Origin of the sequence: Methylotenera sp. (genome assembly GCF_036401095.1) — a bacterium.
Classification (GTDB): domain Bacteria; phylum Pseudomonadota; class Gammaproteobacteria; order Burkholderiales; family Methylophilaceae; genus Methylotenera.
In genome coordinates, this window is sequence record NZ_DASWWA010000001.1 from 183202 (window position 1) to 209840 (window position 26639).

The 26639-nt window shown below is 47.0% G+C and carries 25 protein-coding genes and 1 riboswitch; of the genes, 13 read left to right on the top strand and 12 right to left on the bottom strand.

The genetic code is table 11. The features are described 5' to 3' along the window. Positions 1 to 5: 5 nt before the first annotated feature. Complete coding sequence (dapF, locus tag VGD82_RS00815) at positions 6 to 845, bottom strand: diaminopimelate epimerase (protein WP_331018577.1); 840 nt, start codon at positions 843 to 845, stop codon at positions 6 to 8. A gap of 337 nt (positions 846 to 1182) precedes the next feature. Between dapF and metK the strand changes: the two genes are divergently transcribed. From metK to metF, 5 genes are all read left to right on the top strand, one after another. Further along, a complete protein-coding gene (gene metK / locus VGD82_RS00820; protein WP_331018578.1) occupies positions 1183 to 2346 on the top strand; it encodes a methionine adenosyltransferase in 1164 nt (387 codons plus the stop codon). Between the two features lie 150 nt (positions 2347 to 2496). Continuing rightward, positions 2497 to 3711 (top strand): HD-GYP domain-containing protein, encoded by a 1215-nt coding sequence (locus VGD82_RS00825; protein ID WP_331018579.1) that lies wholly within the window; start codon positions 2497 to 2499, stop codon positions 3709 to 3711. A 95-nt stretch (positions 3712 to 3806) separates the two neighbouring features. Beyond that, a riboswitch (S-adenosyl-L-homocysteine riboswitch) is annotated at positions 3807 to 3887 on the top strand. An 88-nt stretch (positions 3888 to 3975) separates the two neighbouring features. Further along, on the top strand, positions 3976 to 5385 hold the full coding sequence (ahcY, locus tag VGD82_RS00830) for an adenosylhomocysteinase (protein WP_331018580.1): 1410 nt from the start codon (positions 3976 to 3978) through the stop codon (positions 5383 to 5385). Between the two features lie 43 nt (positions 5386 to 5428). Then, positions 5429 to 5773 (top strand): phage holin family protein, encoded by a 345-nt coding sequence (locus VGD82_RS00835; RefSeq protein WP_331018581.1) that lies wholly within the window; start codon positions 5429 to 5431, stop codon positions 5771 to 5773. Between the two features lie 31 nt (positions 5774 to 5804). Beyond that, complete coding sequence (gene metF, locus VGD82_RS00840; protein WP_331018582.1) at positions 5805 to 6647, top strand: methylenetetrahydrofolate reductase [NAD(P)H]; 843 nt, start codon at positions 5805 to 5807, stop codon at positions 6645 to 6647. 156 nt (positions 6648 to 6803) lie between these two features. On the opposite strand, the gene VGD82_RS00845 is transcribed toward metF, so the two are convergent. The 3 genes from VGD82_RS00845 to VGD82_RS00855 all read right to left on the bottom strand — a co-directional run bounded on the left by VGD82_RS00845 (position 6804) and on the right by VGD82_RS00855 (position 9642). After that, positions 6804 to 7277 carry a DUF494 domain-containing protein gene (locus VGD82_RS00845; protein WP_331018583.1) on the bottom strand — a complete coding sequence of 158 codons (474 nt, stop codon included), beginning with the start codon at positions 7275 to 7277 and terminating at the stop codon, positions 6804 to 6806. Between the two features lie 65 nt (positions 7278 to 7342). Continuing rightward, positions 7343 to 8458 carry a DNA-processing protein DprA gene (gene dprA / locus VGD82_RS00850; RefSeq protein ID WP_331018584.1) on the bottom strand — a complete coding sequence of 372 codons (1116 nt, stop codon included), beginning with the start codon at positions 8456 to 8458 and terminating at the stop codon, positions 7343 to 7345. 8 nt (positions 8459 to 8466) lie between these two features. Next, positions 8467 to 9642, bottom strand: coding sequence for a LysM peptidoglycan-binding domain-containing protein (locus tag VGD82_RS00855; protein WP_414684447.1), 1176 nt, complete (start codon positions 9640 to 9642; stop codon positions 8467 to 8469). 183 nt (positions 9643 to 9825) lie between these two features. Between VGD82_RS00855 and def the strand changes: the two genes are divergently transcribed. From def to htpX, 3 genes are all read left to right on the top strand, one after another. Next, positions 9826 to 10326 (top strand): peptide deformylase, encoded by a 501-nt coding sequence (gene def, locus VGD82_RS00860; protein ID WP_331018586.1) that lies wholly within the window; start codon positions 9826 to 9828, stop codon positions 10324 to 10326. A gap of 20 nt (positions 10327 to 10346) precedes the next feature. Then, positions 10347 to 11288, top strand: coding sequence for a methionyl-tRNA formyltransferase (gene fmt, locus VGD82_RS00865; protein WP_331018587.1), 942 nt, complete (start codon positions 10347 to 10349; stop codon positions 11286 to 11288). A 65-nt stretch (positions 11289 to 11353) separates the two neighbouring features. Beyond that, positions 11354 to 12217 carry a zinc metalloprotease HtpX gene (gene htpX, locus VGD82_RS00870; RefSeq protein WP_331018588.1) on the top strand — a complete coding sequence of 288 codons (864 nt, stop codon included), beginning with the start codon at positions 11354 to 11356 and terminating at the stop codon, positions 12215 to 12217. 160 nt (positions 12218 to 12377) lie between these two features. Here htpX and VGD82_RS00875 read toward each other — a convergent pair whose 3' ends face one another. Beyond that, the gene (locus VGD82_RS00875) at positions 12378 to 12896 is read right to left on the bottom strand and encodes a hypothetical protein (RefSeq protein ID WP_331018589.1); all 519 of its coding nucleotides are present in this window, start codon (positions 12894 to 12896) and stop codon (positions 12378 to 12380) included. A 137-nt stretch (positions 12897 to 13033) separates the two neighbouring features. Between VGD82_RS00875 and rsmB the strand changes: the two genes are divergently transcribed. From rsmB to VGD82_RS00900, 5 genes are all read left to right on the top strand, one after another. Beyond that, the gene (gene rsmB / locus VGD82_RS00880) at positions 13034 to 14332 is read left to right on the top strand and encodes a 16S rRNA (cytosine(967)-C(5))-methyltransferase RsmB (RefSeq protein ID WP_331018752.1); all 1299 of its coding nucleotides are present in this window, start codon (positions 13034 to 13036) and stop codon (positions 14330 to 14332) included. Beyond that, positions 14310 to 14879, top strand: a complete 570-nt coding sequence (locus tag VGD82_RS00885; protein WP_331018590.1) for a DUF4390 domain-containing protein — start codon at positions 14310 to 14312, stop codon at positions 14877 to 14879. Before rsmB ends, VGD82_RS00885 begins: the two co-directional genes overlap by 23 nt. Then, a complete protein-coding gene (locus VGD82_RS00890) occupies positions 14876 to 17005 on the top strand; it encodes a sensor histidine kinase (RefSeq protein ID WP_331018591.1) in 2130 nt (709 codons plus the stop codon). The genes VGD82_RS00885 and VGD82_RS00890 overlap by 4 nt, the downstream gene beginning before the upstream one ends. Before the next feature lie 34 nt (positions 17006 to 17039). Continuing rightward, positions 17040 to 18356, top strand: a complete 1317-nt coding sequence (locus tag VGD82_RS00895) for a sigma-54 dependent transcriptional regulator (protein ID WP_331018592.1) — start codon at positions 17040 to 17042, stop codon at positions 18354 to 18356. Between the two features lie 106 nt (positions 18357 to 18462). Continuing rightward, positions 18463 to 19089: a hypothetical protein gene (locus VGD82_RS00900; protein ID WP_331018593.1), complete on the top strand. Its 627-nt coding sequence runs from the start codon at positions 18463 to 18465 to the stop codon at positions 19087 to 19089. A gap of 37 nt (positions 19090 to 19126) precedes the next feature. Here the strand turns inward: VGD82_RS00900 and hemB are convergent, their stop codons facing one another. The 7 genes from hemB to VGD82_RS00935 form a co-directional block, all read right to left on the bottom strand. Next, positions 19127 to 20125: a porphobilinogen synthase gene (gene hemB / locus VGD82_RS00905; RefSeq protein WP_331018594.1), complete on the bottom strand. Its 999-nt coding sequence runs from the start codon at positions 20123 to 20125 to the stop codon at positions 19127 to 19129. A gap of 64 nt (positions 20126 to 20189) precedes the next feature. Further along, the gene (gene trpC / locus VGD82_RS00910) at positions 20190 to 20978 is read right to left on the bottom strand and encodes an indole-3-glycerol phosphate synthase TrpC (protein ID WP_331018595.1); all 789 of its coding nucleotides are present in this window, start codon (positions 20976 to 20978) and stop codon (positions 20190 to 20192) included. 57 nt (positions 20979 to 21035) lie between these two features. Continuing rightward, entirely contained in the window at positions 21036 to 21485 is a 450-nt protein-coding gene (locus VGD82_RS00915) for a DUF3465 domain-containing protein (RefSeq protein ID WP_331018596.1), read from the bottom strand. Next, complete coding sequence (trpD, locus tag VGD82_RS00920; protein ID WP_331018597.1) at positions 21482 to 22498, bottom strand: anthranilate phosphoribosyltransferase; 1017 nt, start codon at positions 22496 to 22498, stop codon at positions 21482 to 21484. The genes VGD82_RS00915 and trpD overlap by 4 nt, the downstream gene beginning before the upstream one ends. A 4-nt stretch (positions 22499 to 22502) precedes the next feature. Continuing rightward, on the bottom strand, positions 22503 to 23066 hold the full coding sequence (pabA, locus tag VGD82_RS00925; protein WP_015833109.1) for an aminodeoxychorismate/anthranilate synthase component II: 564 nt from the start codon (positions 23064 to 23066) through the stop codon (positions 22503 to 22505). 170 nt (positions 23067 to 23236) lie between these two features. Beyond that, positions 23237 to 24322, bottom strand: coding sequence for an NAD(P)/FAD-dependent oxidoreductase (locus VGD82_RS00930; protein ID WP_331018598.1), 1086 nt, complete (start codon positions 24320 to 24322; stop codon positions 23237 to 23239). Positions 24323 to 24347: 25 nt separating this feature from the next. After that, positions 24348 to 26333, bottom strand: coding sequence for a monovalent cation:proton antiporter-2 (CPA2) family protein (locus VGD82_RS00935; protein WP_331018599.1), 1986 nt, complete (start codon positions 26331 to 26333; stop codon positions 24348 to 24350). Positions 26334 to 26639: the final 306 nt, after the last annotated feature.

Consider the following 26639-nt stretch of genomic DNA (forward strand, 5'->3'; position numbering starts at 1 on the left):
TTAATTTAGATCGCGTCTAAGTCTATTTCGCCAGTAAATACGGTGACGGCGGGCCCTGTCATCATCACTGGCGTGTTGGCACCTTGCCATGCGATGCTTAACTCACCGCCACGCGCGGATACTTTGACCGGAGAGCTCAAGCGGCCAGACTGGATGCCCGATACTGCAGCAGCACAAGCGCCTGTGCCGCAGGCGAGCGTTTCACCTGAGCCGCGCTCAAAAACGCGGAGTTTGATGTGGTGTTCATTTAAAATTTGCATAAAGCCAACGTTTACGCGCTCAGGGAAGCGCGGATGATGTTCAATCACACTGCCCAATGATTCTACCGGTGCGGTTTCTACATCATCAACAACTAACACCGCATGTGGGTTGCCCATAGAAACAGCGGCAATATTATGTGACTGATCATTCACCTCCAGCACATAGCTATTGGCTGCAGTCTCTGCAACAAACGGAATTGACTCAGGTGTAAACCTCGGTGCACCCATGTTTACGGTGACTAAACCTTGTGCTTCTAGCTTAGGGGTGATAATGCCACTGGCGGTTTCAACGCTGATTTCATTTTGTTGGGTTAAGCCTTGATCAACCACAAAGCGCACAAAACAACGCGCACCGTTGCCACACTGTGAAACTTCGCTGCCATCGGCATTAAAAATGCGATATTTAAAATCTGCAACAGTTGATGACTCAACCAGCAGCAGTTGGTCAAAACCAATACCGAACTGACGGCTGGCGAGTTTTTTAATTGTGTCTGCTGAGAGCGAGATGGATTGCGTAACGCCATCAATGACCATGAAATCATTGCCAGCGCCTTGCATTTTTGTAAATTTAATCATTTTAGCCATGTGTTTATTGTAATGAGAATGTATATCCAGAGGTGAAAAAATCGCAGTTTATCTGTCACTGTCATCAGTTGTTAGGCTTATGTGTCAGGCCTTTATTAATTTATCAGATTTTTTAATGCATGTTGCGCACTTGCATTTACTATCAGTTTTGTTCGCACTGAGTTGCTTGTATTGATGAACCAATGTCGTTTCTAGCTATCTTATGTGGCTGGTAATGTATTGATAATTAGTAATTTTTTTGATGTAATGGCTAATTCAGGTACAATTCACCTCCCCCAATACTTGCTTCAGCCTTTAGTAAGTATCTTATAAACTTTTTTCTTTTCAAGGCAGATGAATGAACGAATACCTTTTTACTTCAGAATCAGTATCTGAAGGCCACCCAGACAAATTAGCAGACCAAGTATCAGATAGTATTCTGGATGCTATCTTGGCTCAAGACCCAACCGCGCGCGTAGCTGCCGAAACTTTGGCCAATACCGGTTTGGTTGTGTTGGCGGGTGAAATCACTACAACAGCAAATGTTGATTATATTAAAGTGGCACGTGATGCGATTAAGCGCATTGGTTACGACAATACCGAGTATGGCATTGACTATAAAGGTTGTGCCGTGTTGGTGGCTTATGACAAGCAATCGCCAGACATCGCACAAGGTGTGGACGGTGCGCATGATGACCCATTGGACCAAGGCGCTGGAGACCAGGGTCTAATGTTCGGTTATGCAGTTGATGAAACACCACAATTGATGCCGCTCCCGATCTGGTTGAGCCATCGTTTGATGGAGCGTCAAGCGCATCTGCGTAAAGATGGTCGTTTACCATGGCTGCGCCCGGACGCTAAGTCGCAAGTGACAGTACAATATGTGGATGGCAAGCCATACAAAATTGATACCGTATTAGTATCAACACAGCACGCACCTGACATGAGTTTGGAAGCTGTGCGCGAAGCCACGATTGAAGAAATCATCAAACCTATGTTGCCTCAAGAGTTAATCAAAGGCGACATCAAGTTCTTGGTAAACCCTACCGGACGTTTTGTGGTTGGTGGCCCGCAGGGCGACTGCGGTTTAACTGGCCGTAAGATTATCGTTGATACCTACGGTGGCGCAGCACCTCACGGTGGTGGTGCCTTCTCAGGTAAAGATCCATCTAAAGTTGACCGTAGCGCTGCTTATGCAGGCCGTTATGTAGCCAAGAATATTGTAGCTGCCGGTTTGGCATCACGTTGCCTGGTGCAGGTAAGCTATGCGATTGGCGTGGCAAAACCAACCAGCGTAATGGTGGAAACCTACGGTACAGGTAAGGTATCCAACGAAGTGCTGACGCAGTTGGTGTTAGAGCATTTTGACTTGCGTCCCAAAGGCATCGTACAAATGCTTGATTTGCTGCGTCCTATCTATACCAAAACCGCGGCTTACGGGCATTTTGGCCGTGACGAGCCAGAGTTTACCTGGGAGCACACTAATAAAGCGGCAGCGTTGCGTGCAGCTGCCGGTTTGTAGTTAGTTCCGATTATGTAGATATGTAGTAGAATCCAAAGCCCCGCCATGTGTAACGCACGGTGGGGCTTTTTTTGTGCATTACATGCAGTATTTTTAAGTGGTTGCCGGGTAATCGCGCTAATATAGTGTCAACTAAATGATCGTTATCACATGTTAAAAGTCGTCTCTACAAAGCAAGTCCGTTTGGGTATGTTTGTTCATGAGCTAAAAGGCGCTTGGATAGATCATCCTTTTTGGAAAAATGCGTTTAAATTGACCGAAGCAGCAGACTTGAAAAAGCTGCAGGCGAGTAGTATCAAAGAGGTAGTGATTGATACGTCTAAAGGTTTAGATGTTGCGGCAGAAGCGAGTGCACAGAGTGAAGTGACTTCGTCTGAAGCGTTGCCAGCACAGCAGGCTACGGCTAGTTCTGAGCCTCAAATCAAGCGCATTGCGGCGGGTGAGGAACGTGCTCGCGCTAAGCAGGTGATTGCAGCCTCTAAAAAAGCGGTTGCCTCTATGTTTAATGATGTGCGCATGGGTAATGTGATTAAAGTTGAGGCTGCGATGCAGTTTGTCGACGATATTGCAGCCTCGGTGGCACGTAATGAAGGCGCACTGATTAGCCTAGTAAGGCTCAAAACTAAAGATGACTACACTTATATGCACTCTGTTGCCGTATGTGCATTGATGGTTGCTTTGGCTAAAGAGTTGGGCATGACTCATGAGGAAAGAATGCAGGCTGGTCTTGCCGGCTTGTTGCACGATATCGGTAAAGCTGCCGTCCCTTTAGATGTGCTGAATAAGCCTGGTGCCTTAACTGAGGATGAGTTCTCGCTGGTTAAGCTGCACCCGGAACGCGGCCATGAGTTACTGATTCAAGCCAATATTACAGACCCACTCACCCTGGATGTTTGTTTGCATCATCATGAAAAAGTGAATGGCACTGGCTATCCGCACGGTTTGCAAGGTGATGCGATCAGTTTGTTTGCAAGAATGGGCGCCATCTGTGATGTATATGATGCTGTGACATCAAACCGCCCTTATAAAGAAGGTTGGGAGCCCGGTGTATCTTTACAGCGCATGGTGCAGTGGGCAGGGCATTTTGATGATGTCGTGTTCAAGGCCTTCGTTAAAAGCGTAGGTATATATCCTATAGGCTCTATGGTGAAGTTGAAGTCAGGACGTTTGGCCGTGGTGATTGACCAAAGTCCTAAATCCTTATTAACGCCTATCGTTAAAGTATTCTTTTCAACTAAATCTAAAACAAGATTGCCAGTCGAGATATTAGATCTATCCAAAGGTGGCGCAAACGATGCGATCGTTGGGCATGAAGACCCTGTGCTTTGGGGTGTACTCGATGTTGATAAATTATGGGCTGAGTAGCCAGCAGAATCTTGATATAAAACAGCTGCTTGATGCAAAGTGAGCCGCAGTCTGGCTAGATTTGCGCTAAAAATAATATCAAGTATAATAGCCTATCTTCTGAGGGGCGTTGCGAGGCATGTTAACCATACAGGCTCCCAGGCTCAGAAAGCTGCAGTAAACGACGCTCACCAATATTAACCGTGCCGGGCACGGGATATGGGTGAGATAGATTATCTTCCAATAAACACCCCTTCCCCCCGGTCACACATTCAAGGAAAACACATGAATACTGTGACTGATTTTAAAGATTACGTAATTGCGGACATCAATTTAGCGGCTTTTGGCCGTAAAGAAATTGCGATTGCCGAAACAGAAATGCCAGGCTTGATGGCGATTCGTGAAGAGTTCGCGAAAGCTCAGCCACTTAAAGGCGCGCGTATTACCGGTAGTTTGCACATGACGATTCAAACTGCAGTGCTGATTGAAACCTTAAAAGACCTAGGCGCGGATGTGCGCTGGGCATCTTGCAATATTTACTCTACACAAGACCATGCTGCTGCTGCAATCGCTGCAGGTGGCACACCTGTGTTTGCGGTTAAAGGTGAAACACTGATTGAGTACTGGGATTACACACACCGTATTTTTGAGTGGACTGACGGCGGCTACAGCAACATGATTCTTGATGACGGCGGAGATGCTACATTGTTGTTACATCTTGGTACGCGTGCAGAAAAAGATTTATCTGTGATTGCTAACCCAACTTCAGAAGAAGAAACTTGTCTGTTTGCTGCGATTAAAGCTAAATTAGCGATTGACCCGACATGGTACTCAACACGTTTGGCACAAATCAAAGGTGTGACAGAAGAAACCACTACAGGCGTACACCGTTTGTATCAAATGCATAAAGAAGGCAAGTTGGCTTTCCCTGCGATTAATGTGAACGACTCTGTCACTAAATCTAAGTTTGATAACTTGTACGGTTGTCGCGAATCTTTGGTAGATGCAATCAAGCGCGCAACGGATGTAATGATTGCCGGTAAGATTGCTATCGTGGCAGGTTATGGCGATGTGGGTAAAGGTTCTGCACAAGCATTGCGTGCGTTATCTGCTCAAGTTTGGGTAACAGAAATTGACCCAATCTGTGCATTGCAGGCAGCGATGGAAGGCTACCGCGTGGTAACCATGGATTATGCGGCAGAGCATGGCGATATTTTCGTGACAGCGACTGGTAACTACCATGTGATTACACATGACCATATGGCAAAAATGAAAGACCAAGCGATTGTTTGTAACATTGGCCACTTTGATAATGAAATTGATGTTGCTTCACTTGAAAAATACACTTGGGATGAAATCAAGCCGCAAGTTGACCATGTCATTTTCCCAGATGGTAAGAAAATCATTCTGTTGGCAAAAGGCCGTTTGGTTAACTTAGGTTGCGGTACTGGTCACCCAAGCTATGTGATGAGCTCATCATTTGCGAACCAAACCATTGCACAAATTGAGTTGTTTACCCAAACAAGTAAATACCCAGTAGGCGTATATACTTTACCTAAACATCTGGATGAAAAAGTGGCTGTATTGCAATTGAAGAAACTGAATGCGCAATTGTCTGTACTCACCGACGAGCAAGCTGCTTATATCGGTGTGCAGAAACAAGGTCCATTCAAACCTGATACATATCGTTATTAAGTAAGTTAGGCCTTAACGGCTGAAACATTCAAGGAGCTGCCTCATGAAGTTACTATTGGGTTGGATATTAAATGCACTGGCATTATTGGCGGTTGCTTACCTATTGCCCAATATTCATGTGGCAAGTTTCTTGAGTGCTTTGCTTGCGTCTTTCATCATCGGTTTGGTCAATATACTGATTCGGCCATTACTTATATTGTTGACGCTGCCGATTACGGTGCTCACATTGGGGCTATTTATATTGGTTATTAATGGCGTCTTATTCTACTTTGTCGGGCAGTCGTTACAGGGTTTCCATGTAGATACTTTAACAGCAGGTATTCTGGGCGCAGTTCTCTATAGCGTATTTTCATGGCTGCTGGCCGCGTTACTGGTTGATGATAAATAATCACTAAAGAAATATATATAAAGACATACAAATGAAAACGACTACTAAGAAGTTTGATGTTAGTTTCGAGTTTTTTCCGCCTAAAACTTCAGAAGGTATGGATAAGTTACGTGAAGCACGTAACCAGCTTGCAAAGTTCAACCCTGAGTTTTTTTCAGTGACCTTTGGTGCAGGTGGCTCTACGCGTGATCGAACTATGGATACGGTGTTGGAAATTCAGCGTGAAGGTTTTCAGGCTGCACCGCATATCTCCTGTATCTCATCTAGCAAGTCAGAGATTCGCGATCTGCTACATGCGTATCAAGCGCAAGGAATTAAGCGCCTAGTAGCGTTAAGAGGCGATATTCCATCAGGTGAGGTAAGCGCTGGCGATTTTAGATATGCATCTGAGTTGGTCGCGTTTATTCGAGAGGAAACCAGTAGCCATTTTAGTGTTGAAGTGGCGGCTTATCCTGAGTTTCACCCTGAGGCTCGTACGCCAGCGGCAGATTTGTTGAACTTGAAACGTAAAGTTGACGCAGGTGCAAACTCAGCCATCACGCAGTATTTTTATAATGCAGATGCTTATTTCCGCTTTGTTGATCAGTGTGATGCATTAGGCATTACAGTGCCGATCGTACCAGGCATTATGCCTATCTACAATATTACCCAATTGGCGCGCTTTTCAAGCGTGTGCGGTGCCGAAATTCCACGTTGGTTGAAAATGCGTTTAGAAGAGTACGGCGACGACATGGCATCGCTAAGGGCGTTTGGTGTAGATGTGGTGAGTGAGTTATGCGAAACCTTGTTGGCTTGGGGTGTGCCTAGCTTGCATTTCTATACGTTGAATCAGTCTAATATTATCAGCAATATTATCGAGAACGTTCAGGACTAATGAGCTGATTTAAAGCTAGCCAGTTAGTTTCAGGCTCTTACTTAGTTTGCGGCTGTCGCCAATGTAAATGACTTACTCGCCATACTGTACTGTCGGTGTGGTACGGCGAGTTAAGTTATCATCATAGTGTGAATATAGCTTGTGAAGGCTAGCCATTTAATGCAGTGTAGGCTTTTTATCATTTAGCAGCACATCTTCAATAAACAAATATTCTTTTGTCTTGTCTGGGCCCGATTTACTTGCGCCCCATGTTGTCATCAGTACTATCCAGCGCATTTCCTCAATGCCTATCATTGCTTGCGGTACGTTCATGGCTAGTTCCAGCACCAGTTCGCGCTGTGAGGTGTTGAGTATGTTGGCTTGTACTAAGAATAAAATAAAGCCTATACTTTCGGCCGATATTTTCTTCAGTTCTATTTCTGTAAATATCCTGCTGTTGGCAGCGTCTGCCATTTGAAATAGCTCAGGCTTGCCGGTCATTGATTCAAGCTGATTGAACCAATCGCAAGCGCCGTTAATATCTTCTTCATCAAACCCTGCGGCAAATAACTCTCTGGTGAGGGTGTTATTATCGGGTCTGTATTGTGTATCAATGTAGTTTTCGAACATATAAACCAGGGCTTCAAACATAATTTTTATCCTTATTAAATGATTAACTTAAGTGAGATGGTTTAATTAAATTTTTGAATTAAAAACTACATAATTTTTTGATATTGTCCTCCTGTTAAGCTGGCTACTTTTCCATCAAGCTCCAGTAACATTAGCATGGATGAAACTTCGGCTACCGTCAAGCCTGTTAACGTAACGAGACGCTCCAAAGGTGCAGGCTCAAAGCCCATGGTATCAAGCAGCAATTGCTCTGACAAATTTGCTGAGGTGCTGTCTTGCTCTATTTGTGTATTGGACGATGTGGTGTTAAGCCTTGGTTGCAGCTTTAGCTCTTCGGTAATATCTTGTATGCAATCCACCAACTTGGCGCCTTGCTTAATTAACTGGTGGCAACCTTTAGACATTGGTGAGTGAATTGAGCCTGGAATCGCAAATATCTCACGACCTTGCTCTGCTGCCATGCGGGCAGTGATTTGTGAGCCGCTCTGTACATTGGCTTCTACCACTAAGCAGCCCAGACTGAGACCGCTGATAATCCGATTTCTTTTGGGAAAGTTTTGCGGCTTGGACGGTGTCCCTAGCGGGAACTCAGACAAAATCAGACCGCGTTCCGCGATTTGGTGGGCAAGTTCGCGATGCTTTGCCGGGTACACAATATCCAAGCCGGTGCCGACTACGGCAATGGTTGCGCCGTCGGCCCTCAGTGCCCCGCGATGGGCTGCGCCATCGATGCCTAGTGCCAATCCGCTGACTATACAAAGCCCATGCTGACACAGGTCATAAGCAAATGCCTCTGCGTTCTTTTCGCCTTGTACCGATGCATTGCGGCTACCTACAATTGCGATGCTGGGCTGATTTAATAATGCTAAATTACCTTTTGCATACAGATAAGGCGGAGGGTCACTAATTTCTAATAGTGCTTTTGGGTATTCTGCGTCTGCAAGTGTGACCAGATGATTATTGGGTGCTCCTAGCCATTGCGCGAGTTCCGCTGATGGCTCTTGATTTGCCTGATTGCTAATGGCATTAGCAATGTTTGCTGAAACCACTTCTTTTAATTGTGAGAGAGTGGCAGCATATATGTTATATGGGCTGCCAAACGCTTTCAGCAAGTGGCAAAAGGTCTGTGACCCGATGCCGGAAATGCTGCCCAAGCTCACCCATAGCGATTTTTCCGCAATTTCTTCGCGATTAACCGTCATGCGTATTGTTATGGGTTGTGTACGGAATCTAATGTGTTAATCGGGTCGTTGGCTTGCATTACTAAGCCATAAGCAATGCGGTCAAATACGCGGAACACCATGATTAAACCTACGCGCTCATCTGGTAGCTTAATATAACCTGGCTCCAGTACTGGCTCAGAACTTCCTGTTTTACTTTCAGCTTTGTCTTTGCCAAAGTTGACAATAGCTTTGCCATCCTCACCAGTGGAAATGTCAAAATTTAACTCTTTTAATTTTGGCTTAGCATCAGCTTTCATCGCCTCTGCTTTGTCTTCTTTAGTTGGTTCAGGGTCTTTAATAATGCGGCCATAACGACTAACTGCGAGTACCTGACCTACTTCTACGCCATCTTTAGTGCCGCGGCTGATAGAAATAATGCTCCCAGGTCCGGTTTCAGCTAGGCCACCATAAATTTTGAGCACTCGGCCTTTGATCGGCGTGTCCGGGGCATGCGGGGTAAAGTTTGCAGAAATTTCATCACCGCTTGGTACCAAGCGGTCTTTAACAAAAATCTCTTCTTTCGCTTTAACTACTTCAGCGGTTGCCGGTTTTCCGTATTTTTTAACTCTTAAATCACCTAGGTAGGTCGCTTCTACGCCCAGCACTTCTTTGGAGTCTGGGTCGATAAACGAATCACCCGGGCGGTAAATAAACCAGTTCAGGTCTTTATTTTCTTCAATTTTATTAATGTAAACACGAGTGCCAGTACTTAGCACTACGCGGTTATCTGGGCCGGCAATAATTCTTGGTGATTCTGCCAGCTGGTCTTTTTCTATGACCAGTGGCTGGCTTAAAAATGGTGCAATCGCATTAATCGGGATGGTTGAAATCGCAGCTTGGTCGAGTGGCTCAACGACAACACCAGGTTCTAGCGTAATGGTTTGGCGTAACAGTTTTAACTGCGGTTTGCCGCTACTTTGATCCAGCACAATGACATCACCAGGGTAAATTAAGTGCGGATTTTTAATTTGGTCACGGTTTAACTGCCAAACTTGTGGCCACAGCCATGGGTCTTTAAGAAAGCGAGCGGATATCCACCATAAGGTGTCACCTTTAACAACAACATGACGATCGGGATGATCTTCTTTTAGTGCAATTACTTGTGCATTCAGATTGAAGCTTAAGCAACAAAACATGAGCAGCGTTATAATATTGCGAAACATATGTTGATGACCCCGGTCAAAGATGCATTTAGACGACATACAATGGCGTGCAATTTGAGCCACACACACCGTGAATTTACGTTAAATTTATCACGTAATTCATTAAAGAATCAAGCTTTTATACAAAAAGCTATGGTTTTGAGTTTTTTTAGAATTTTTGAATGTGAATATTAAAGAGTTTTTATGGCGATATTAGATATCCTTAATTATCCTGATCCGCGTTTGCACACGGTGGCTAAGCCAGTAAAAGAGGTGAATGCCACTATTCGCCGCTTGATTGATGATATGGCAGAAACCATGTATGCGGCGCCAGGTATAGGCTTGGCGGCAACGCAGGTTAATCACCATATACAACTGCTGCTGGTTGATACTAGTGAGACCAAAGATCAGTTGCAGGTGTTTATTAACCCCCAAATACTAGAGCGAGATGGCGAGCAAGTGTATGAAGAGGGCTGCCTCTCGGTGCCTGGCATCTACGAGAGCGTGAAGCGTGCAGAAAAGATTTTGGTTGAAGCCTTAGATCAAGACGGTAAAAAATTTACATTAGAAGCGCATGGTTTGTTGAGTGTATGTATTCAGCATGAAATGGATCATTTGCTAGGTAAGGTGTTTGTAGAGTACTTATCACCACTTAAGCGTAATAGAATTAAAAACAAAATGCTCAAGCAACATCGTGGCAAATAGTCTGATTAAAGGTTAATTCGTTGAAAATTATATTTGCGGGGACCCCCGATTTTGCAGTGCCGGCCTTGGCTGCCCTAATTAATGCTGGTCATGAAATTGTCATGGTGCTGACGCAGCCAGACCGTCCTGCTGGGCGCGGCATGAAGCTCAAAGCCAGCCCGGTAAAAGTGCTGTCGGAGCAGCATGGCTTATTTGTATTTCAGCCAGAAACTTTAAAGAATGAGGCTGTACAGGCGAAAATTGCGCAAACTCATGCCGATGTCATGATCGTTGCCGCCTACGGTTTAATTATCCCCACGGTTGTTTTGCAGATGCCTAAATACGGCTGTTATAACATCCATGCTTCATTATTACCGCGCTGGCGTGGTGCCGCGCCGATTCACCGTTCCCTCTTGGCTGGTGATGCAGAGACCGGCGTCACTATTATGGAAGTGGTGCCGGCATTGGATGCGGGTGCGATGGTGAGTAAAGGTGAGGTGCCGATTACGGAAACTGACACTACGCAAGGCTTGCATGATGCCTTGGCCGCGATTGGCGCTGGTTTGATGGTAGAGGCGATGCAGACGTTAGCCCAAACGGGTTATCTGGCAAGTACGCCACAAGATGAGTCACAGGTCACCTACGCACATAAGTTAGAAAAAGCCGAAGCCATGATTGATTGGCACAAAAGTGCAGTTGAAATATCAAGGCAGGTGCGTGCATTTAACCCTTTTCCGGTAGCGCAAAGCCTTTTGCATGGTGAAGTGTGCCGCATTTGGATGGCAACCAGTGTTGACGACATGCCAAGTGTGGCGTCTCCCGGTACTGTGCTGGATGTGCATGATGGAATTTTGGTCGCTTGTGGCGGCGGCGTGTTGCGTATCAGCGAGTTACAAGCCCCGGGTGGTAAGCGCTTGAGTGCGCAGGTGTTTACGCAAGGGCATGCTTTAAAAGCTGGAGATCAGTTTGGCGGCGCGTTATAAGCTTGAATTTTAAGATTAGCGTCACCACTTTATGCAATGTCTAGGCATGAGATAAAGGGTAAATAATGTTAGGAAACTGGCTTAAAACTACGATTTTAATGGCGGCAATTGTGGCCTTGTTTGGCATGGTTGGTGCGGCATTAGGTGGTGCGGGCGGGATGATGATTGCCTTGGTGCTAGCAGGCGCGATGAATGTCCACGCGTACTGGTTCTCAGATAAAGCCGTACTTAAAATGTATGGTGCGCAAGAGGTGACGTCAGATAATCTTCAGTTTCGCAGTTATTATCAAATGGTGCGGCAGTTGGCAGAAAATGCACAATTGCCCATGCCTAAAGTATATGTGATTGATGAGTCGCAGCCCAATGCTTTTGCAACCGGACGTAACCCTGAGCACGCAGCAGTCGCAGCTACAGTGGGCATTATGCAGATTTTAGATGAGAGAGAGTTGCGTGGAGTCATGGCGCATGAACTCGCCCATGTTAAAAATAGAGATACTTTAACCTCAACGATTTCCGCGACCGTTGCTGGTGCTATTGCTTCTATTGCTCAATTCGGCATGATGTTTGGCGGCGGTCGTAACGAGCAGGGTGAACGTCATATGAACCCTATTGTTGGCTTGCTAGTGATGTTGCTTGCACCGCTGGCAGCGTCATTAATCCAGATGGCGATTTCACGGGCGCGTGAATTTGAGGCGGATAAGGCTGGTGCTGAAATTAGCGGTGACCCACGCGCTTTGGCTAGTGCATTACAGAAAATTCACCACTATGCACATCAGGTGACTAATCACACTGCAGAAGCACACCCGGAAACCGCGCAAATGATGATTATTAATCCTCTGTCTGGTGTTTCATTGGACCGCTTATTTAGTACGCACCCGAGTACTGAAGAGCGGGTGTCGCGTTTAATGGCAATGGCAGACCGCTACTAACAGTTCGCCTTAGCTTAATCGAGCTGATCTAGATAGTTTTTTCGCAGCACTCAGCTTATATTAAGCTGAGTGCTGCATCAGCAATATGTGGCGAGCTCTGAACGAGGGCAACGATATCAGTTAACGGGGAGAAGGTTTCCCGCTCCCCGTCTATCCAACCTTAGTCCCTGCCTCTACCATGGCCGTTACCATGTTTGCCTTTATCACCACCGTGTCCACGATCATGATCTCCCCGGCCGCCGCGATCATCTCTGCCACGGTCATCCCAGCCGCCTCTGCCACGATTGTCATCATAGTCGTTATGATCGTAGTAGCCACCACGATGGCGTGCGCGGTATTGCGGCGCAAAGTCGTCGTGATACCAGCGGTCTTGCACGAAGTACACTGGGCGACCGCACGCACCATATCGACCACAATAGCGACGCCAGTTTTTATAATGGCCTGGCGGTACGCGTAAGTACATAGGCTCATATACGTCTACATGACGATGCACAATGATAGGCTCCCTGTAAATTACCCGAGGCTGTGGGTATGGGTAGTCGCCAATATCAATCTGGCCGTAAAATCCAGGTTGGCCCACGCTGATTGATACGCCAACATCCGCGGCAAATGCAGTATTTGCAGATGCAAGTAAAAAGCCAGTAATCAGTAATCGCTTTAATATATTTATTTTGTTCATGGATATCTCCTTGTGAATCGAAATCATATAACGCATGAGTGTTGTTGTGCGATGACAACATAATTAATAGCTTAACCCTAATCTGGCGGATATCAAGTAAAATCAGTGTTTTAGCAATTTATGAATTGAAACTAATTTTGTATATTTCTCAACAAGTCGCTGCAGATGCGGTGCATCAAGTGTTTTCAGGCCGCAACCTGACCACGGCATTGCCTGCTGCCCTGTCTATTTTCCCTAATGCAACGCCGCAACAAAAAGGCGCCGCGGCTGATTTAAGTTATGGCACCTTGCGCTTTTATGGCGAAATAGATGCTTATTTGAGAGCTTTGCTTGAAAAGCCGTTAGTCGATGAGCGGATTCATGCTCTATTGCTGGTAGCAATTTATCAGTTAAGGCATGATAAAGCGGATGCTTTTACCGTGGTGAATCAGGCCGTACATGCGGTTAGTCAATTAAGACGACCAGCAGTCAAAGCTTGGGCTAAGGGGTTGGTAAATGCCATCTTGCGTAACTTCTTACGTCAACAAGAGCAATTAGCGCTGAAGTTAAAGTCAAATGAGGTTGCCACTTACTCCTACCCGCAATGGTGGGTGAATAAATTGAGGTTACAATATCCTGAGGCCTGGCAGGGTATTGTAACCGTGGGTAATCAGCATCCGCCCATGAGCTTGCGCGTGAATACGCAAAAAATCAGCACGGTAGACTATGTGCAGTTGTTAGCTCGTAGCGAAATCGAGGCGACGCAGGTTGGTGCGCAAGCGGTAATCCTGAGCAAGCCTATGGCCGTAGATAAGATCCCCGGCTTTACTGACGGTGTAGTGTCGGTACAGGACTACGGCGCACAGTTAGCCGCACATTTGATTGATGCTCAAGCAGGTATGCGCGTGCTGGACGCATGTTGTGCGCCAGGCGGTAAAACTGGGCATATTTTAGAATTAGCTAATGTAGAGATGACTGCATTAGACAGCGACGCTACACGCCTAGAGCGCGTGCAGGGTAATTTGGCGCGCCTGAATTTAAAAGCACATTTAATTGCGGGTGATGCCGCAGCATCTGATTGGTATGACGCTAAACCATTTGATAGAATTCTTGCAGATGTGCCTTGCACGGCCTCTGGCATTGTGAGACGGCATGTAGATATTAAATGGTTGCGACGAGAGGCTGATGTTGCCTCGTTCGTAGCGCAGCAAGCGAAAATTTTACCAAGCTTATGGCAGATGCTGGCAAAGGGTGGTAAATTGCTTTACGTCACTTGCTCAGTTTTTAAAGAAGAAAATCAAGCGCAAATTGATCAGTTTTTACAGAAAAATGCTGATGCACAGCAACTGCCAATTGAGCAGGCGCTTGCGCAATACAATGTCACTCATACGCATGGTCAGCTTATTCCCTCTAACTCACATGATGGTTTCTTTTATGCACTGTTGCAAAAAATTTAAGCACATTTTTTGCATCATTGCATTGGTGTTGTTTTCAAGCGCTGTATTGGCGGAGGGCAGTAGTTTGCGCCTGCGCAGTGCAAACTTAACAGCTTATGAAGATGACTATCTGCTGAACGCCGATGCGGAAATTAACTTTGGTGCAGAAGTTGAAAAGGCCATTTTAAAAGGCTTTACGTTTAGCTTCCTGATTGAATTTCAACTGCTTTCACCAAAAAAATACTGGTTCGATGATGAAGTGGTCACTACGGTGCAGCAAGTTAATTTAAGTTATCACGCACTGACGCGCCAATACATTGTGACGCGCAATGATCAGCAGCGCGCCTATGCCAGCTTAGATGAGGCAGTTGAGGATTTATCCATTATCCAGGACATGAAAGTGTTTCAAGAGACAGATATTGATAAAAATGAACGGTATCGTGCAGTTTTGCTGATGCGCTTAGACCAGAAAAAATTGCCAAAAGCCTTACGCATAGAGGGCATGACCTCTAACGAATGGAAAATCAGCTCACAACGCTTTGAATGGACCCCTAACTTATTCAAATGAAATACATAGTCTTTACCAGTGCGTTACTAGGCGGCCTGCTACTGTACTTGCTCTCTAATGCAAGTGCCAATACCGCTGCGTCTGGAGAGCACTATACCTTGCTGGTAGGGCTAAACATTGCGCTGGCCGTCTTGCTGGTGGTGTTGATAGGCGTACAGTTGTTTAGCCTTTACCGTAATATCCGCCAGCGTGTGATGGGTAGCCGCTTTACGTTGCGTCTGCTAGGCTCATTTGCGCTGATGGCGATTATCCCTGGCTTGATCGTGTATCTGGTGTCGGTGAATTTTCTCACACGCTCAATCGAATCCTGGTTTAACGTTAAGGTGGAGTCAGCACTGGAAGGCGGCTTGAATCTTGGGCAAACCGCGCTCGAAATCATGCTGGCTGATGTGAAGGAAAAAGGCGAAAGCATGGCGACTAGCCTTGCGTTTCAGCCTGCTAATACGCATTTTTCTACCTTAAATGATTTACGTGAGAAGAGCGGGATTCAGGATGCTACGCTGTTTACGCCGCAAGGTGGTATTTTGGCGGTTTCCAGCGGTGATGCGAGTAGCTTTTTACCGGACTTGCCCAGTGTGGCACAACTGCGGCAAGCGCGGCAACGTATCTATGGCAACATAGAGCCGATAGGCGACAAAGGCTTGTATCTGCGTGTGCTAGTGCCTGTGAGTGTGCAGGATATTTCGGGTGAAACACGTATATTGCAATTGCTGCAGCCGGTGCCTAAATCGCTTGCTACAACGGCAGAGGCAGTGCAGGATGTGTATCAAGACTATCAGCAGCTCTCATACAGCCGTACTGCGCTCAGAGAGGTGTTTGCGCTCACGTTGACGTTGGTGATGATGTTGGCCATGTTTACTGCGGTGGCGATTGCCTTTGTGTTGAGCCGGCGCTTATCTGCACCGCTTACCGTGCTGGCGGAGGGTACCAAGGCGATTGCGAGTGGCGATTACAGCACCATGTTGCCGGCACATGGTAAAGACGAGCTGGGTGTGCTGGTGCAGTCATTTAATAGTATGACGCAGCAGTTGGGGGACGCAACTAAAGCAGCCGATAGAAACCGTGCGCGGGTTGAGGCGGCGCGCGGCTACCTGGAGACGATACTGGCGCATTTGTCATCTGGGGTGCTGGCGCTCAATGAGCGTAGTGAGCTGCGCACTTTTAATGAGGCCACGGTGAATATTCTTGGGATTTCCCTTGAATCTTATGTTGGCTTTACGCCAGAAAAAATCATAGAAAAGCAGCCAAATCTGGCGAGTTTTTTCCAGACTATTGCGCTGAGTGTGCAGCAAGATGTCGTGCAAAAAGAAGAGGTGCAGGCGCAGGTCGAGCTGGCGACGGCGCAAGGTAAGAAGATTATCACCTTGCGAGGCACGCGCCTGCCGGATGGCGGCTATGTGGCAGTGTTTGATGATGCGACCGCCATGGTGCAGGCACAGCGTGACGCAGCATGGGGTGAAGTGGCAAGGCGTTTGGCACATGAGATTAAAAACCCGCTGACGCCGATTCAATTGTCAGCCGAGCGCATGGCGCATAAGCTACATAGTAAATTGGCCGCGACTGATGCTGAGATTTTGCAGCGCTCCACCGAAACCATTGTGAACCAAGTAGATGCACTGAAAAAAATGGTGAATGAGTTCAGTGAGTACGCGCGCTCACCGACGCCGCACTTGGAAAGCCTTGACCTTAACGCGTTGATCCGCGAAATTGTTTCTTTTTACGATGCACCTAAAGTGCGCATCCAGTTGGCGCTCACCGAGCAGGCTTGTTTAATTAAAGGGGATAGCACCATGCTGCGGCAGGTGTTGCATAACCTGTTGCAAAATGCGCAGGATGCTTTAGCATCGGCGGCCTCACCCCTGATTCAGATTGCAACCGCTGTGCACGACAACATGCTGGTGTTAACCGTGCAGGATAATGGCGGCGGCTTCCCTGCAGAGATGATGCTGCATGTATTTGAGCCCTATATGACCACCAAGCCGCATGGCACAGGTTTGGGCTTGGCCATCGTTAAAAAGATTATTGAGGAACACAAAGGCAATATTAAAATTGAAAATGTATTCAGCAATGAAGCGAATGGCTCAGGTGCTATTATTACGATTAGCATTCCGCTATTCATCAGCTAATTAACAACTAACTTAATTGACCAAGTAAAACCGTATGGCATCAAAACATATATTAGTGATTGACGATGAAATAGGCATACGCGAACTATTGCGCGATATTTTGCAAGATGAGGGCTACCAAGTGCAACTGGCAGAAAATGCAGCCACCGCACGTGCCATGCGTTTGCATGAGCGTCCGGATGTCGTCTTGCTGGATATCTGGATGCCAGATTGTGATGGCATCAGCTTGCTTAAAGAGTGGGCTAACGGTGGTTTGCTGACCATGCCTGTTGTCATGATGTCAGGTCATGGCACCATTGATACTGCGGTAGAGGCGACGCGTATTGGCGCATTTGACTTTTTGGAAAAGCCTATTGCACTGCAAAAACTGCTTAAAACGGTTGCTACTGCATTAAAGCATAGTGAGCAGTTGCCTAAGTCTGAAATGAATTTAATTAGCTTAGGCAAGAGTCCGATAGTCGCAGCGCTAAAAGAGCGTTTGGATAAAATCGCCATGAGCTCTAGTGTGGCACCTAGCCCAGTATTATTGATTGGGCCATTGGGTTGTGGTGCAGAGCTGTGTGCGCGTTTTCTGCACAGCGCGGGCACGCCTTGGCTAGCATTAACTGAGTTTAGTCAGTTGGTGAATGCGCCATTAGAAATCTTAGAGCAGGCAAATGATGGTGTAGTGTATGTGCCGGAAATTGCTGAGCTCAGTAAGACCGAACAAAAGGGTCTGCTACTGTTAATTACCAAAGCCGAAAAATACAATGTGCGCGTGATTTGCGGTACCAGCCATAATTTACAAAAACTGCAGGCTGAAGGGCTGTTTGACCACAACCTATTGCAAATTCTGTCTGCGGTTTCACTAAGAGTACCTGCACTAGAAGAGCATAAAGAAGATATTCCGGATTTGGTGCTGACGATTGCAAATCTGCAATTTGAAATTGCCAATTTGCCTTATCGTGAGATTGACATTGCAGCACTCAACGCCTTGCGCAATGCTAGTTGGCCCGGTGATATTGCACAGCTGGATGCCGTAGTACGTAACCTGATTCAAACTAGTTTAGGTGACAAAATCACCCTGGATGACGTGAATCGGGTAATGCATCAGTTTGACGGTCAGATGCACCCTGAGTTGAAAGTGATTGTAGACGCTGCGGTGATTGGTGTGAAGCCTACAGGGCTGGAAGCAGAGTTAAACCTTAACCAACCTTTGCGCGAGGCACGAGATGAGTTTGAGCGGCAGTATTTCAATTACCACATTAAGTTGGTGGCGGGAAATATGAATAAACTGGCTGAGATTTCTGGCCTTGAGCGCACGCATTTATATCGCAAGCTTAAACAGTTAGACGTCAAAATTAAAGGTTAGCCTACTTTACCTTAAGCATAATAATGCTGAGTTGGCGCGCTCAGTCTTGGTCGTGATGAGATTAGCGCATGGTGCTCAGCCCATGCTCCCAATAGAGATTTAAAGAATGTCAAAAGAGAACTTACTGCATATCCGCCAGCTGGTTGCACAGCAAGCCGCACGCATGATGGCTGAGGATGGTATTTCCGATTATGCCTACGCTAAAAAGAAGGCGGGGCGGCAACTGGGGGCGCTGGAGAATAGCAGTTTGCCATCCAACGCTGAAATTGAAGAAGAACTCAAACGCTATAACGCATTATTTTTAAGTGAAGCTCAGCCCGAAAATCTACGCGAGTTACGTAAAAATGCCCTGTACACCATGCAGTTGCTAGCCAAGTTTAATCCACACTTGACTGGTGCAGTGCTGGATGGCACGGCTGGCTTGCTGTCAGAAACGCATATACATTTGTTTGCGGATAGCATTAAAGAGGTGGAGATGTTTTTGCTCAACGCACAGATTCCGTTTGATGTGAATGAAAAGTCATATCGCATCATGAATGACGGCAAGCGCGATAAAAAGGGCGATGGGCGCAAAACGGTGCCAGTGTTTACCTTAGAAACAGATATAGGCTTAATTAAACTAAGCGTGTTTGAAGTGGATGATATCCGCGTGCCTACCAAGCGTGCGGCGGATGGTAGCAACGCAGATCGGGTCAACATTGAGGGCTTAAGGTCGTTGCTGACCTTAAGCTAACCAGTTTTATAAACTTGCGTCGTGTTGACTCAAACGCTTACGCCTTAGGCTCTTGCAGCCAGCGTGCTACGTCCATGGCGAAGTAAGTCAAAATGCCATCAGCACCAGCACGCTTAAATGCGAGCAGGCTTTCTAATACACATGATTTTTCATCTAGCCAGCCGTTTTGGGCTGCTGCCTTGAGCATGGCATATTCGCCACTTACTTGGTAGGCAAATGTCGGCACGCCAAACTCATCTTTAACGCGGCGGACTATGTCTAAATAAGGCATGCCTGGTTTCACCATCACCATATCTGCACCTTCGGAAATATCCAGTGCGACCTCTTGCATGGCTTCATCGCTATTGGCAGGGTCCATTTGGTATGTATATTTGTTGCCTTTGCCTAAGTTGGCAGCAGAGCCTACGGCATCGCGGAATGGGCCATAAAAGGCAGAGGCATACTTAGCCGAGTAAGCTAAAATCTTGGTGTGTATGTTTCGCGTGCTTTCCAGTGCCTCACGAATCTGGCCCACTCGGCCGTCCATCATGTCACTCGGGGCTACTACATCGGCACCGGCATTAGCATGGGAGATCGCCTGCTTGACTAAAACCTCGATAGTTTCGTCGTTGAGTACATAACCGGAGTCATCAATCAAGCCATCTTGGCCATGCGTCGTATATGGGTCTAACGCCACATCCGTAATTACGCCCAGCTCCGGAAAGTTGGCCTTGAGCGCTGCAACCGTACGTTGCACTAGGCCTTCTGGGTTGTAGGCTTCAGCAGCGTCTAAGCTTTTGAACTCGCTATCCACCACTGGAAATAGCGCAATGGCCGGAATGCCCAGAGCTACACACTCAGCGGCAGTTTTCAGCAGATTGTCTATGCTTTGGCGTTGTACGCCTGGCATGGAGGCTACTTCTTCAATGCGGTTTTCGCCATCCAGCACGAATACTGGGTAAATTAGGTCATTGCTAGTGAGCACATTTTCACGCATTAGGCTGCGGGAGAATGCGTCTTTGCGCATGCGGCGCGGACGAGAATATGGATAGCTCATGTTAAACCTCAATAAAAATAGGGACGCCACAGCATTCGCTCATATAGTTGAGCGAATGCTAGCGTTAAGCGAATACCTTAGCCAACTCAACGCCAGGCTCAGGCTGGCGCATAAACGCTTCTCCAACCAGAAACGTATGTACATGGTTTTGACGCATCAGTGCAACGTCGGCTTGGGTGAAAATGCCAGACTCTGTAACCACGATTTTATGTTCTGGGATGCGAGATAGCAAGTCTAGCGTGGTGTCCAGCGTGACATCAAAGGTGCGTAAGTTACGGTTGTTAATGCCGAGTAGTGGAGTCTCCAGTTGTAGGGCGAGGTCTAACTCTTCGCCGTTATGCACTTCCACCAACACCGCCATTCCTAAGCTATGGGCAATGGCTTCCAGTTCACGCATTTTTGCTAAATCAATCGCTGCTGCAATCAGCAGAATGCAATCCGCGCCCATAGCGCGTGCTTCGTAAACCTGATAAGCGTCTATCATAAAGTCTTTGCGTAGCACCGGTAAGCTACATGCTGCACGGGCCTGCTTTAGATACTCTGGGGACCCTTGGAAGTATTCAACATCAGTCAGAACTGACAAACAAGCAGCACCACCCTGCTCGTAACTGGCGGCGATGGCGGCAGGCTGAAAGTCGGCACGAATCACCCCTTTAGATGGGCTAGCCTTCTTGATTTCAGCTATAACTGCAGCTTGCATATTGGCGATTTTTGCACGGATGCTGCCTACAAAATCACGCGTTGCCAGTGCCGCTGCAGCCTCTTGCTGTACGGCTGCTAGTGGCTTTGCGGCTTTAGCCGCAGCCACTTCTTGCGTTTTTGTGGCGATAATTTTATTCAGAATATCAGACATATTGCTTTCGCTATTACATTAATCAGTCAATGGGCACCGTCGTGATGCTACATGGTATTACTGGTATTTCTCGTTATTGTGCATTACCCAACCGCCAGGGTGGTTGCCATTAGGGCTGTGATGCGTCCAATGGATGACCCCGCCTTTTGGATTATATACATACTCACCGCTAAACGAAATTGTATCGCCCGTTTGCACAGGCACTCTAGGGGCAAGGTCTATATTATGCGCAAATAACAGTGTTTGCTGCGGGTTGATTTTTACCAGAAATTTTTGGTGCTTCGCACCTTTGTTGTCATCAGACAGCAATTTGACGACAACGCCAGAACCTGAGACCTGCACATTGCTTTGCTTGGCAGCAAATGCTTGCTCAACACTGTGGTTGTTAGTGGCAGTTTGCTTTGCAGCCTGCGCTGCTTGGTGGTTCCCGGCACTGGGCTGGTTACATGCACATAAACCAAACGCTAGGATCAGTGCATAACACAGGTGTTTGGCAGCATGATTCATGCGTTGGTGGCTGTGATAAGTGCTTGCAGTTTTTGCATGGCTTTCCCGTTGTCTAGCATGTCAGCTGCAGTGCTGATGCCATCTGCCAGCGTGTGTGCGATGCCGGAAACATAGATTGCCGCGCCGGCATTCAGCAACACAATATCGCGTGCCGGGCCGGTTTTTCCAGCTAGTAAATCGAGAATGATGTCTTTAGATTCTTGTGCGTTACTGACTTTAATGCTGTTCAAATCGTGCAGTTTTAAGCCAAACTGGGCGGGGTTTACCGTGTACTCATGTACTTCGCCGTGCTTAAGTTCCGCAATGTAGCTGTCGCCAGTAAATGAAATTTCATCCATGCCATCGGCGCCACACACCACCATCACATGTTCGCTGCCTAGCTGTTTTAATACCCGCGCTAATTTACCAGTAAGGTCCGGTGAAAATACGCCCATGACCTGACGCTTAGCGTTAGCTGGGTTAGTCAGCGGACCGAGTAGGTTAAATAGCGTGCGAATGCCAAGCTCGCGCCGTACTGGTGCCGCATGCTTCATTGCGCTATGGTGGTTGGGAGCAAACATAAAGCCCAGGCCAACTTGGTTTACCGAGTTGGCGACTTGCTCAGGGCTTAAGTTAACGTTAACGCCCAATGCTTCCAAGACGTCTGCACTGCCGCAAGTAGATGATACGGAGCGGCCGCCATGCTTGGCAACTTTTGCCCCAGCTGCCGCCGCAATAAAGGCGCTGACCGTAGAGATGTTGAAAGTCTGTATGCCATCACCGCCGGTGCCGCAGGTATCTACTAAATGGTTCGCATCCTGAATCTCTACTTTGGTTGACAGTGAGCGCATCACGCTGGCTGCTGCTGCAATCTCGTCTACAGTTTCACCTTTGATGCGCAGTGCGACCAATACGCCTGCAATCTGTGCAGCGGTGAGTTCGCCCGCCATGACTTGTTGCATTAAACCTTGCATGACCTCAAAGCTTAAGCTTTCACCGTTAATTAAACGGGTCAGCGTTTGTGCATAACTCATGGGCTTAGGCTTTCAAAAAGTTATTCAAAAGCGCGTGTCCATGTTCGGTCAGGATAGATTCAGGGTGGAACTGTACACCCTCAACTGCCAGTGTTTTATGGCGCACGCCCATGATTTCACCGTCGTCGGTCCATGCGGTAATTTCTAGGCAGTCCGGCAAAGTTTCTTTTTCAATCACCAATGAGTGGTAGCGCGTAGCCGTGTAGGGGTTAGGTAAATCTTTAAATACACCGATATTTTTATGGTGTATCAGCGAGGTTTTGCCGTGCATTAATTGCTTGGCATGAATGATGTTGCCGCCAAAAGCCTGACCGATACTTTGATGCCCCAGACAAACCCCTAATAAAGGAATTTTGCCTGCAAACTCTTTAATCAACGGCACGCTGATGCCCGCTTCATTCGGGGTGCAAGGGCCTGGCGAAACCACAATGTGGTCAGGCTTGAGTTCTGCAACTTTGGCTAAATCAATTTCATCATTGCGGTATACCAACACCTCTTGGCCGAGTTCGCCAAGGTATTGCACCAGGTTGTAGGTGAATGAGTCATAGTTGTCGATCATTAGCAGCATGTTCTGTCCTAGTTTACTAGCTGGCTTCTCGTTAGTGAAAAGCTATGTGTAATTGAGTGTTATTTTACCAATGCTTAAAATCTACGTATAGGTAAATTCGGCCTAAATAGCGAAAAGAGTCAGATGTGTTTGTACAGCATAGGCGGTTAAGGCTGCGGAGGAGTGCGGCGTCAGCTGGCACAGGCGTAAGGTGTTGCGTCTAGTGCCGGGGTTTCTCCAGCCATAATCGCTGCGATTAGTTTGGCACTGGCTGGAGCCATGGTAAGTCCGTATCTAAAATGCCCTGTATTTAAGTACAGGTTTTTAATGGTAGGGTGCGCACCTATGGTAGGCAAGTTTTCCGGGGTGCCTGGGCGCAATCCGCTCCAGTGTTTAATGATGGCTTGACCTTTTAGCTCAGGCATAATGGCCTCGGCTTTGAGGCGCAGCTCTTCACGTACCGCCTCCGTTACGCCGTTATCAAAGCCTACGTCTTCCAGCGTGCTGCCAGCTAGCAGGTAGCCATCCATGCGTGGAATCATATAAAAGCCTTCTTTGTACACCATTTGCTCTAGATTGTTTTGTGGCTGGTAGAGCAGAATCTGCCCGCGCATCGGTTTGATATTCAGTTTGGCGCTGGTGGCTTTGAGTAGGTCAAAGCTCCATGCGCCAGAGGTGACCACAAACTGGTCGGCGCTAAGTTTTTCTCCGGTGGTAGTTTGCCATTCGCTAAGCTGTTGGCTTTCCTCCAGCGGTACTAGTTGTGTGTGCTCCAGCATGGTGACTTGGTGCTGCTCCAGCCATTTGCGCATTGCCTGCATTAAATAAGGTGGGCGTATCTGGCATACGGTGGGTAGCCATAGCGCATTTTCACCTTCAAGTGATTGCACGCCAAATGCACTGGCCCTTACCGGTTGAAAGCTGACTTCATTCTGCGTACACCATGTTTGAGCGGCATTGAGATCAAATTTTGGCAGCAGTAAAAAGCCTGACTGTGCAAAGTCGGTCGGTAATCCGGTTTCTTGTTGTAGCTGCTGTGATAATGCGTGGTAAAAGTTTGCGCTGTGCTTGGTGAGCGCGTTCACTGGCTCAGAATATTGCCATGGCAGTAGCGGAAAGATAATGCCGCCGCCAGCCCAAGATGACTCACCTGAGGTTTGGCTGGCGATTTGATTGCGCTCAACGATAGTGACACGATGGCCTTTGTTAATTAACTCCATTGCAGTCATGCATCCTACAATGCCGCCGCCAATAATCATGGTGTGTGGTTTAGCCATTCGTTACTCTAATCATATAAACGTTTTACTTGTTCGCTACGCGCCCCATTAATAGGGCGTTTTCTGCATTTGCCAAGCCTGCTGGTTGGCCGAGCAATACGACCACGTCACCTTCAGCAAGCAGGCTTTCGTTAGTCATGTGCGCACTGTTGGCATGTGGGCGGCGAATATTTTTAATTATGACGTCAAAGCTGCTAAGTTGCATATCGTTGAGGCAGCGACCAATAGCATAAGCGCCAGTAGTGATAATCACTGAGTGCAGGCGTACTTCCTGTTTGGCGATTTCTTCATTCTCTGCATCTGAAATGCCGCGGAAATAGCCTTTAAACATGCTGTAGCGTTCTTCACGAAAGATTCTGATGCGCTTCACTACGCGGTTGAGCGGTACGCCAAGCAGCATTAACGCATGGGATGCCAGCATCAGGCTGCCTTCTAAAATCTCAGGTACTACCTCGGTGGCACCAGCTTCACGCAATGCCTCCATATTAGAATCATCTACGGTACGCACGATGACTGGTAATTGCGGGTAGCTTTCTTGTGCGATGTGTAAAATTTTCATGGCGGCGCGATTGTCGGCATAGCTGATAATCAAGGCTTTGGCTCTGCCCGCACCGGCGGCTTCCAGCACTACGCGTCTGGCTGCGTCGCCAAACATAACGTTCTCGCCCGCTGCCGAGGCTTCCAATACTCTGGACGGGTCAATATCCAAGGCAACGTAGGGGATATTTTCCTCTTTCAGAAAGCGACCAAGATACTGCCCGCTACGGCCATAGCCGCAAATTACTACGTGGTTGTGCAAGTGCTTGCTGCCCTCATCTATTTCTTCGATTATTTGGCTACTGTTGCGGGTGTAACTACGCGCTAAGCGTCTAGCGATGCGGCCATTATATTGAATCAGGAACGGTGCAATCACCATAGACAGTAGCGCTGCGGCCAATACCACTTGCAGGGTTGGACCTGCAATCAACTTTTGTTCCGCACCTAGGGCTAAAATCACAAAGCCAAACTCGCCTGCCTGCGCCAGAATAATACCGGTGCGTATGGCAACGCCAATTTCATATTTCACAAAGCGTACTACCGCTGTCACGATAATGGCTTTTAATATGATGAATCCAAATAGCGTTAGCATAATAATGCCGATGTTATTTATGATTTCTGCGATATTGAGCAGCATGCCGACACTGATAAAAAACAGCCCCAGCAAAATGTCGCGGAACGGCGCGATGTCAGACTCAACCTGATAGCGATATTTGGTTTCGGATATCAGCATGCCGGCAACAAAAGCACCCAATGCGTAAGATAAGCCCGCGGTCTTGGTGGCAAAGGCTACAAGCAGCGTCACCATCAATACATTCATGACGAATAATTCACGTGAGCGCTGGCTGGCAACTAGGTTAAACAAAGGATTTACCAGCCACTTGCCTACTGTAAATAAAAACAGCAGCATGCCTATCGCTTTTAGTGTGGCTAGCCCCAGTACATCAAAGATATTGGCGTTAGCTGCGCCCAGTGCGGGAATTAACACTAAAACAGGTACTACGATAATATCTTGAAATAGCAATACGCCAATGCTTAGACGCCCATGTCTTGAGTTTAAGTCTATGCGCTCTGCTAGAATTTTTGAAACAATCGCCGTGGACGACATAGTAAGCGCCGCGCCAATCACAAACGCTGCTGCCCAGTTGACACCTGCCAGTTTTGCCAGGCACATAGTGAGTGCCAGCGTGATAAAAACCTGCGCGCCGCCTAGGCCAAGCACTTTTCTACGCATAGCGTAGAGTTGCGGTAGGCTAAACTCCAGGCCGATACTAAACATTAGAAATACGATACCAAACTCTGCAAACTCGCGGCTGGCTTCATCGTCCGGCAGGACGCCGAAGGTGTGCGGCCCGAGAGCCAGACCAACTAAAAAGTAGGCTAACATGGCAGGTAGTTGTAGTTTGCGGAAAAGCGCGACAGCCAGAACTGAGCTGATGAGCAGGATGAGAATTAATGGAAGTGTACCTGACATAATTGTCTTTTTTTAGCGGCTATTTTTTATTATTAAATTTTTACGATTATCTATTGTTTCACAAAGCACATCCAAAACTTGGAATATCTTAGTCGATTTTTCGTGTTTTTTGTAAAAAGCGCAGCGCAATAGCAAAAACTATGCCGATGATGCATTATTTTTAGAAATATTCTGATATTCATCATTCATTATGCTTTATCCTCAAAGCATTCCCTTTTATACTAGTTACCTAAAACTTTAATTAGATTTTGATTGGGTTTTAATTGTTACTAAAGTGATTAATCAATTGCTTTAAGCATAGATAAA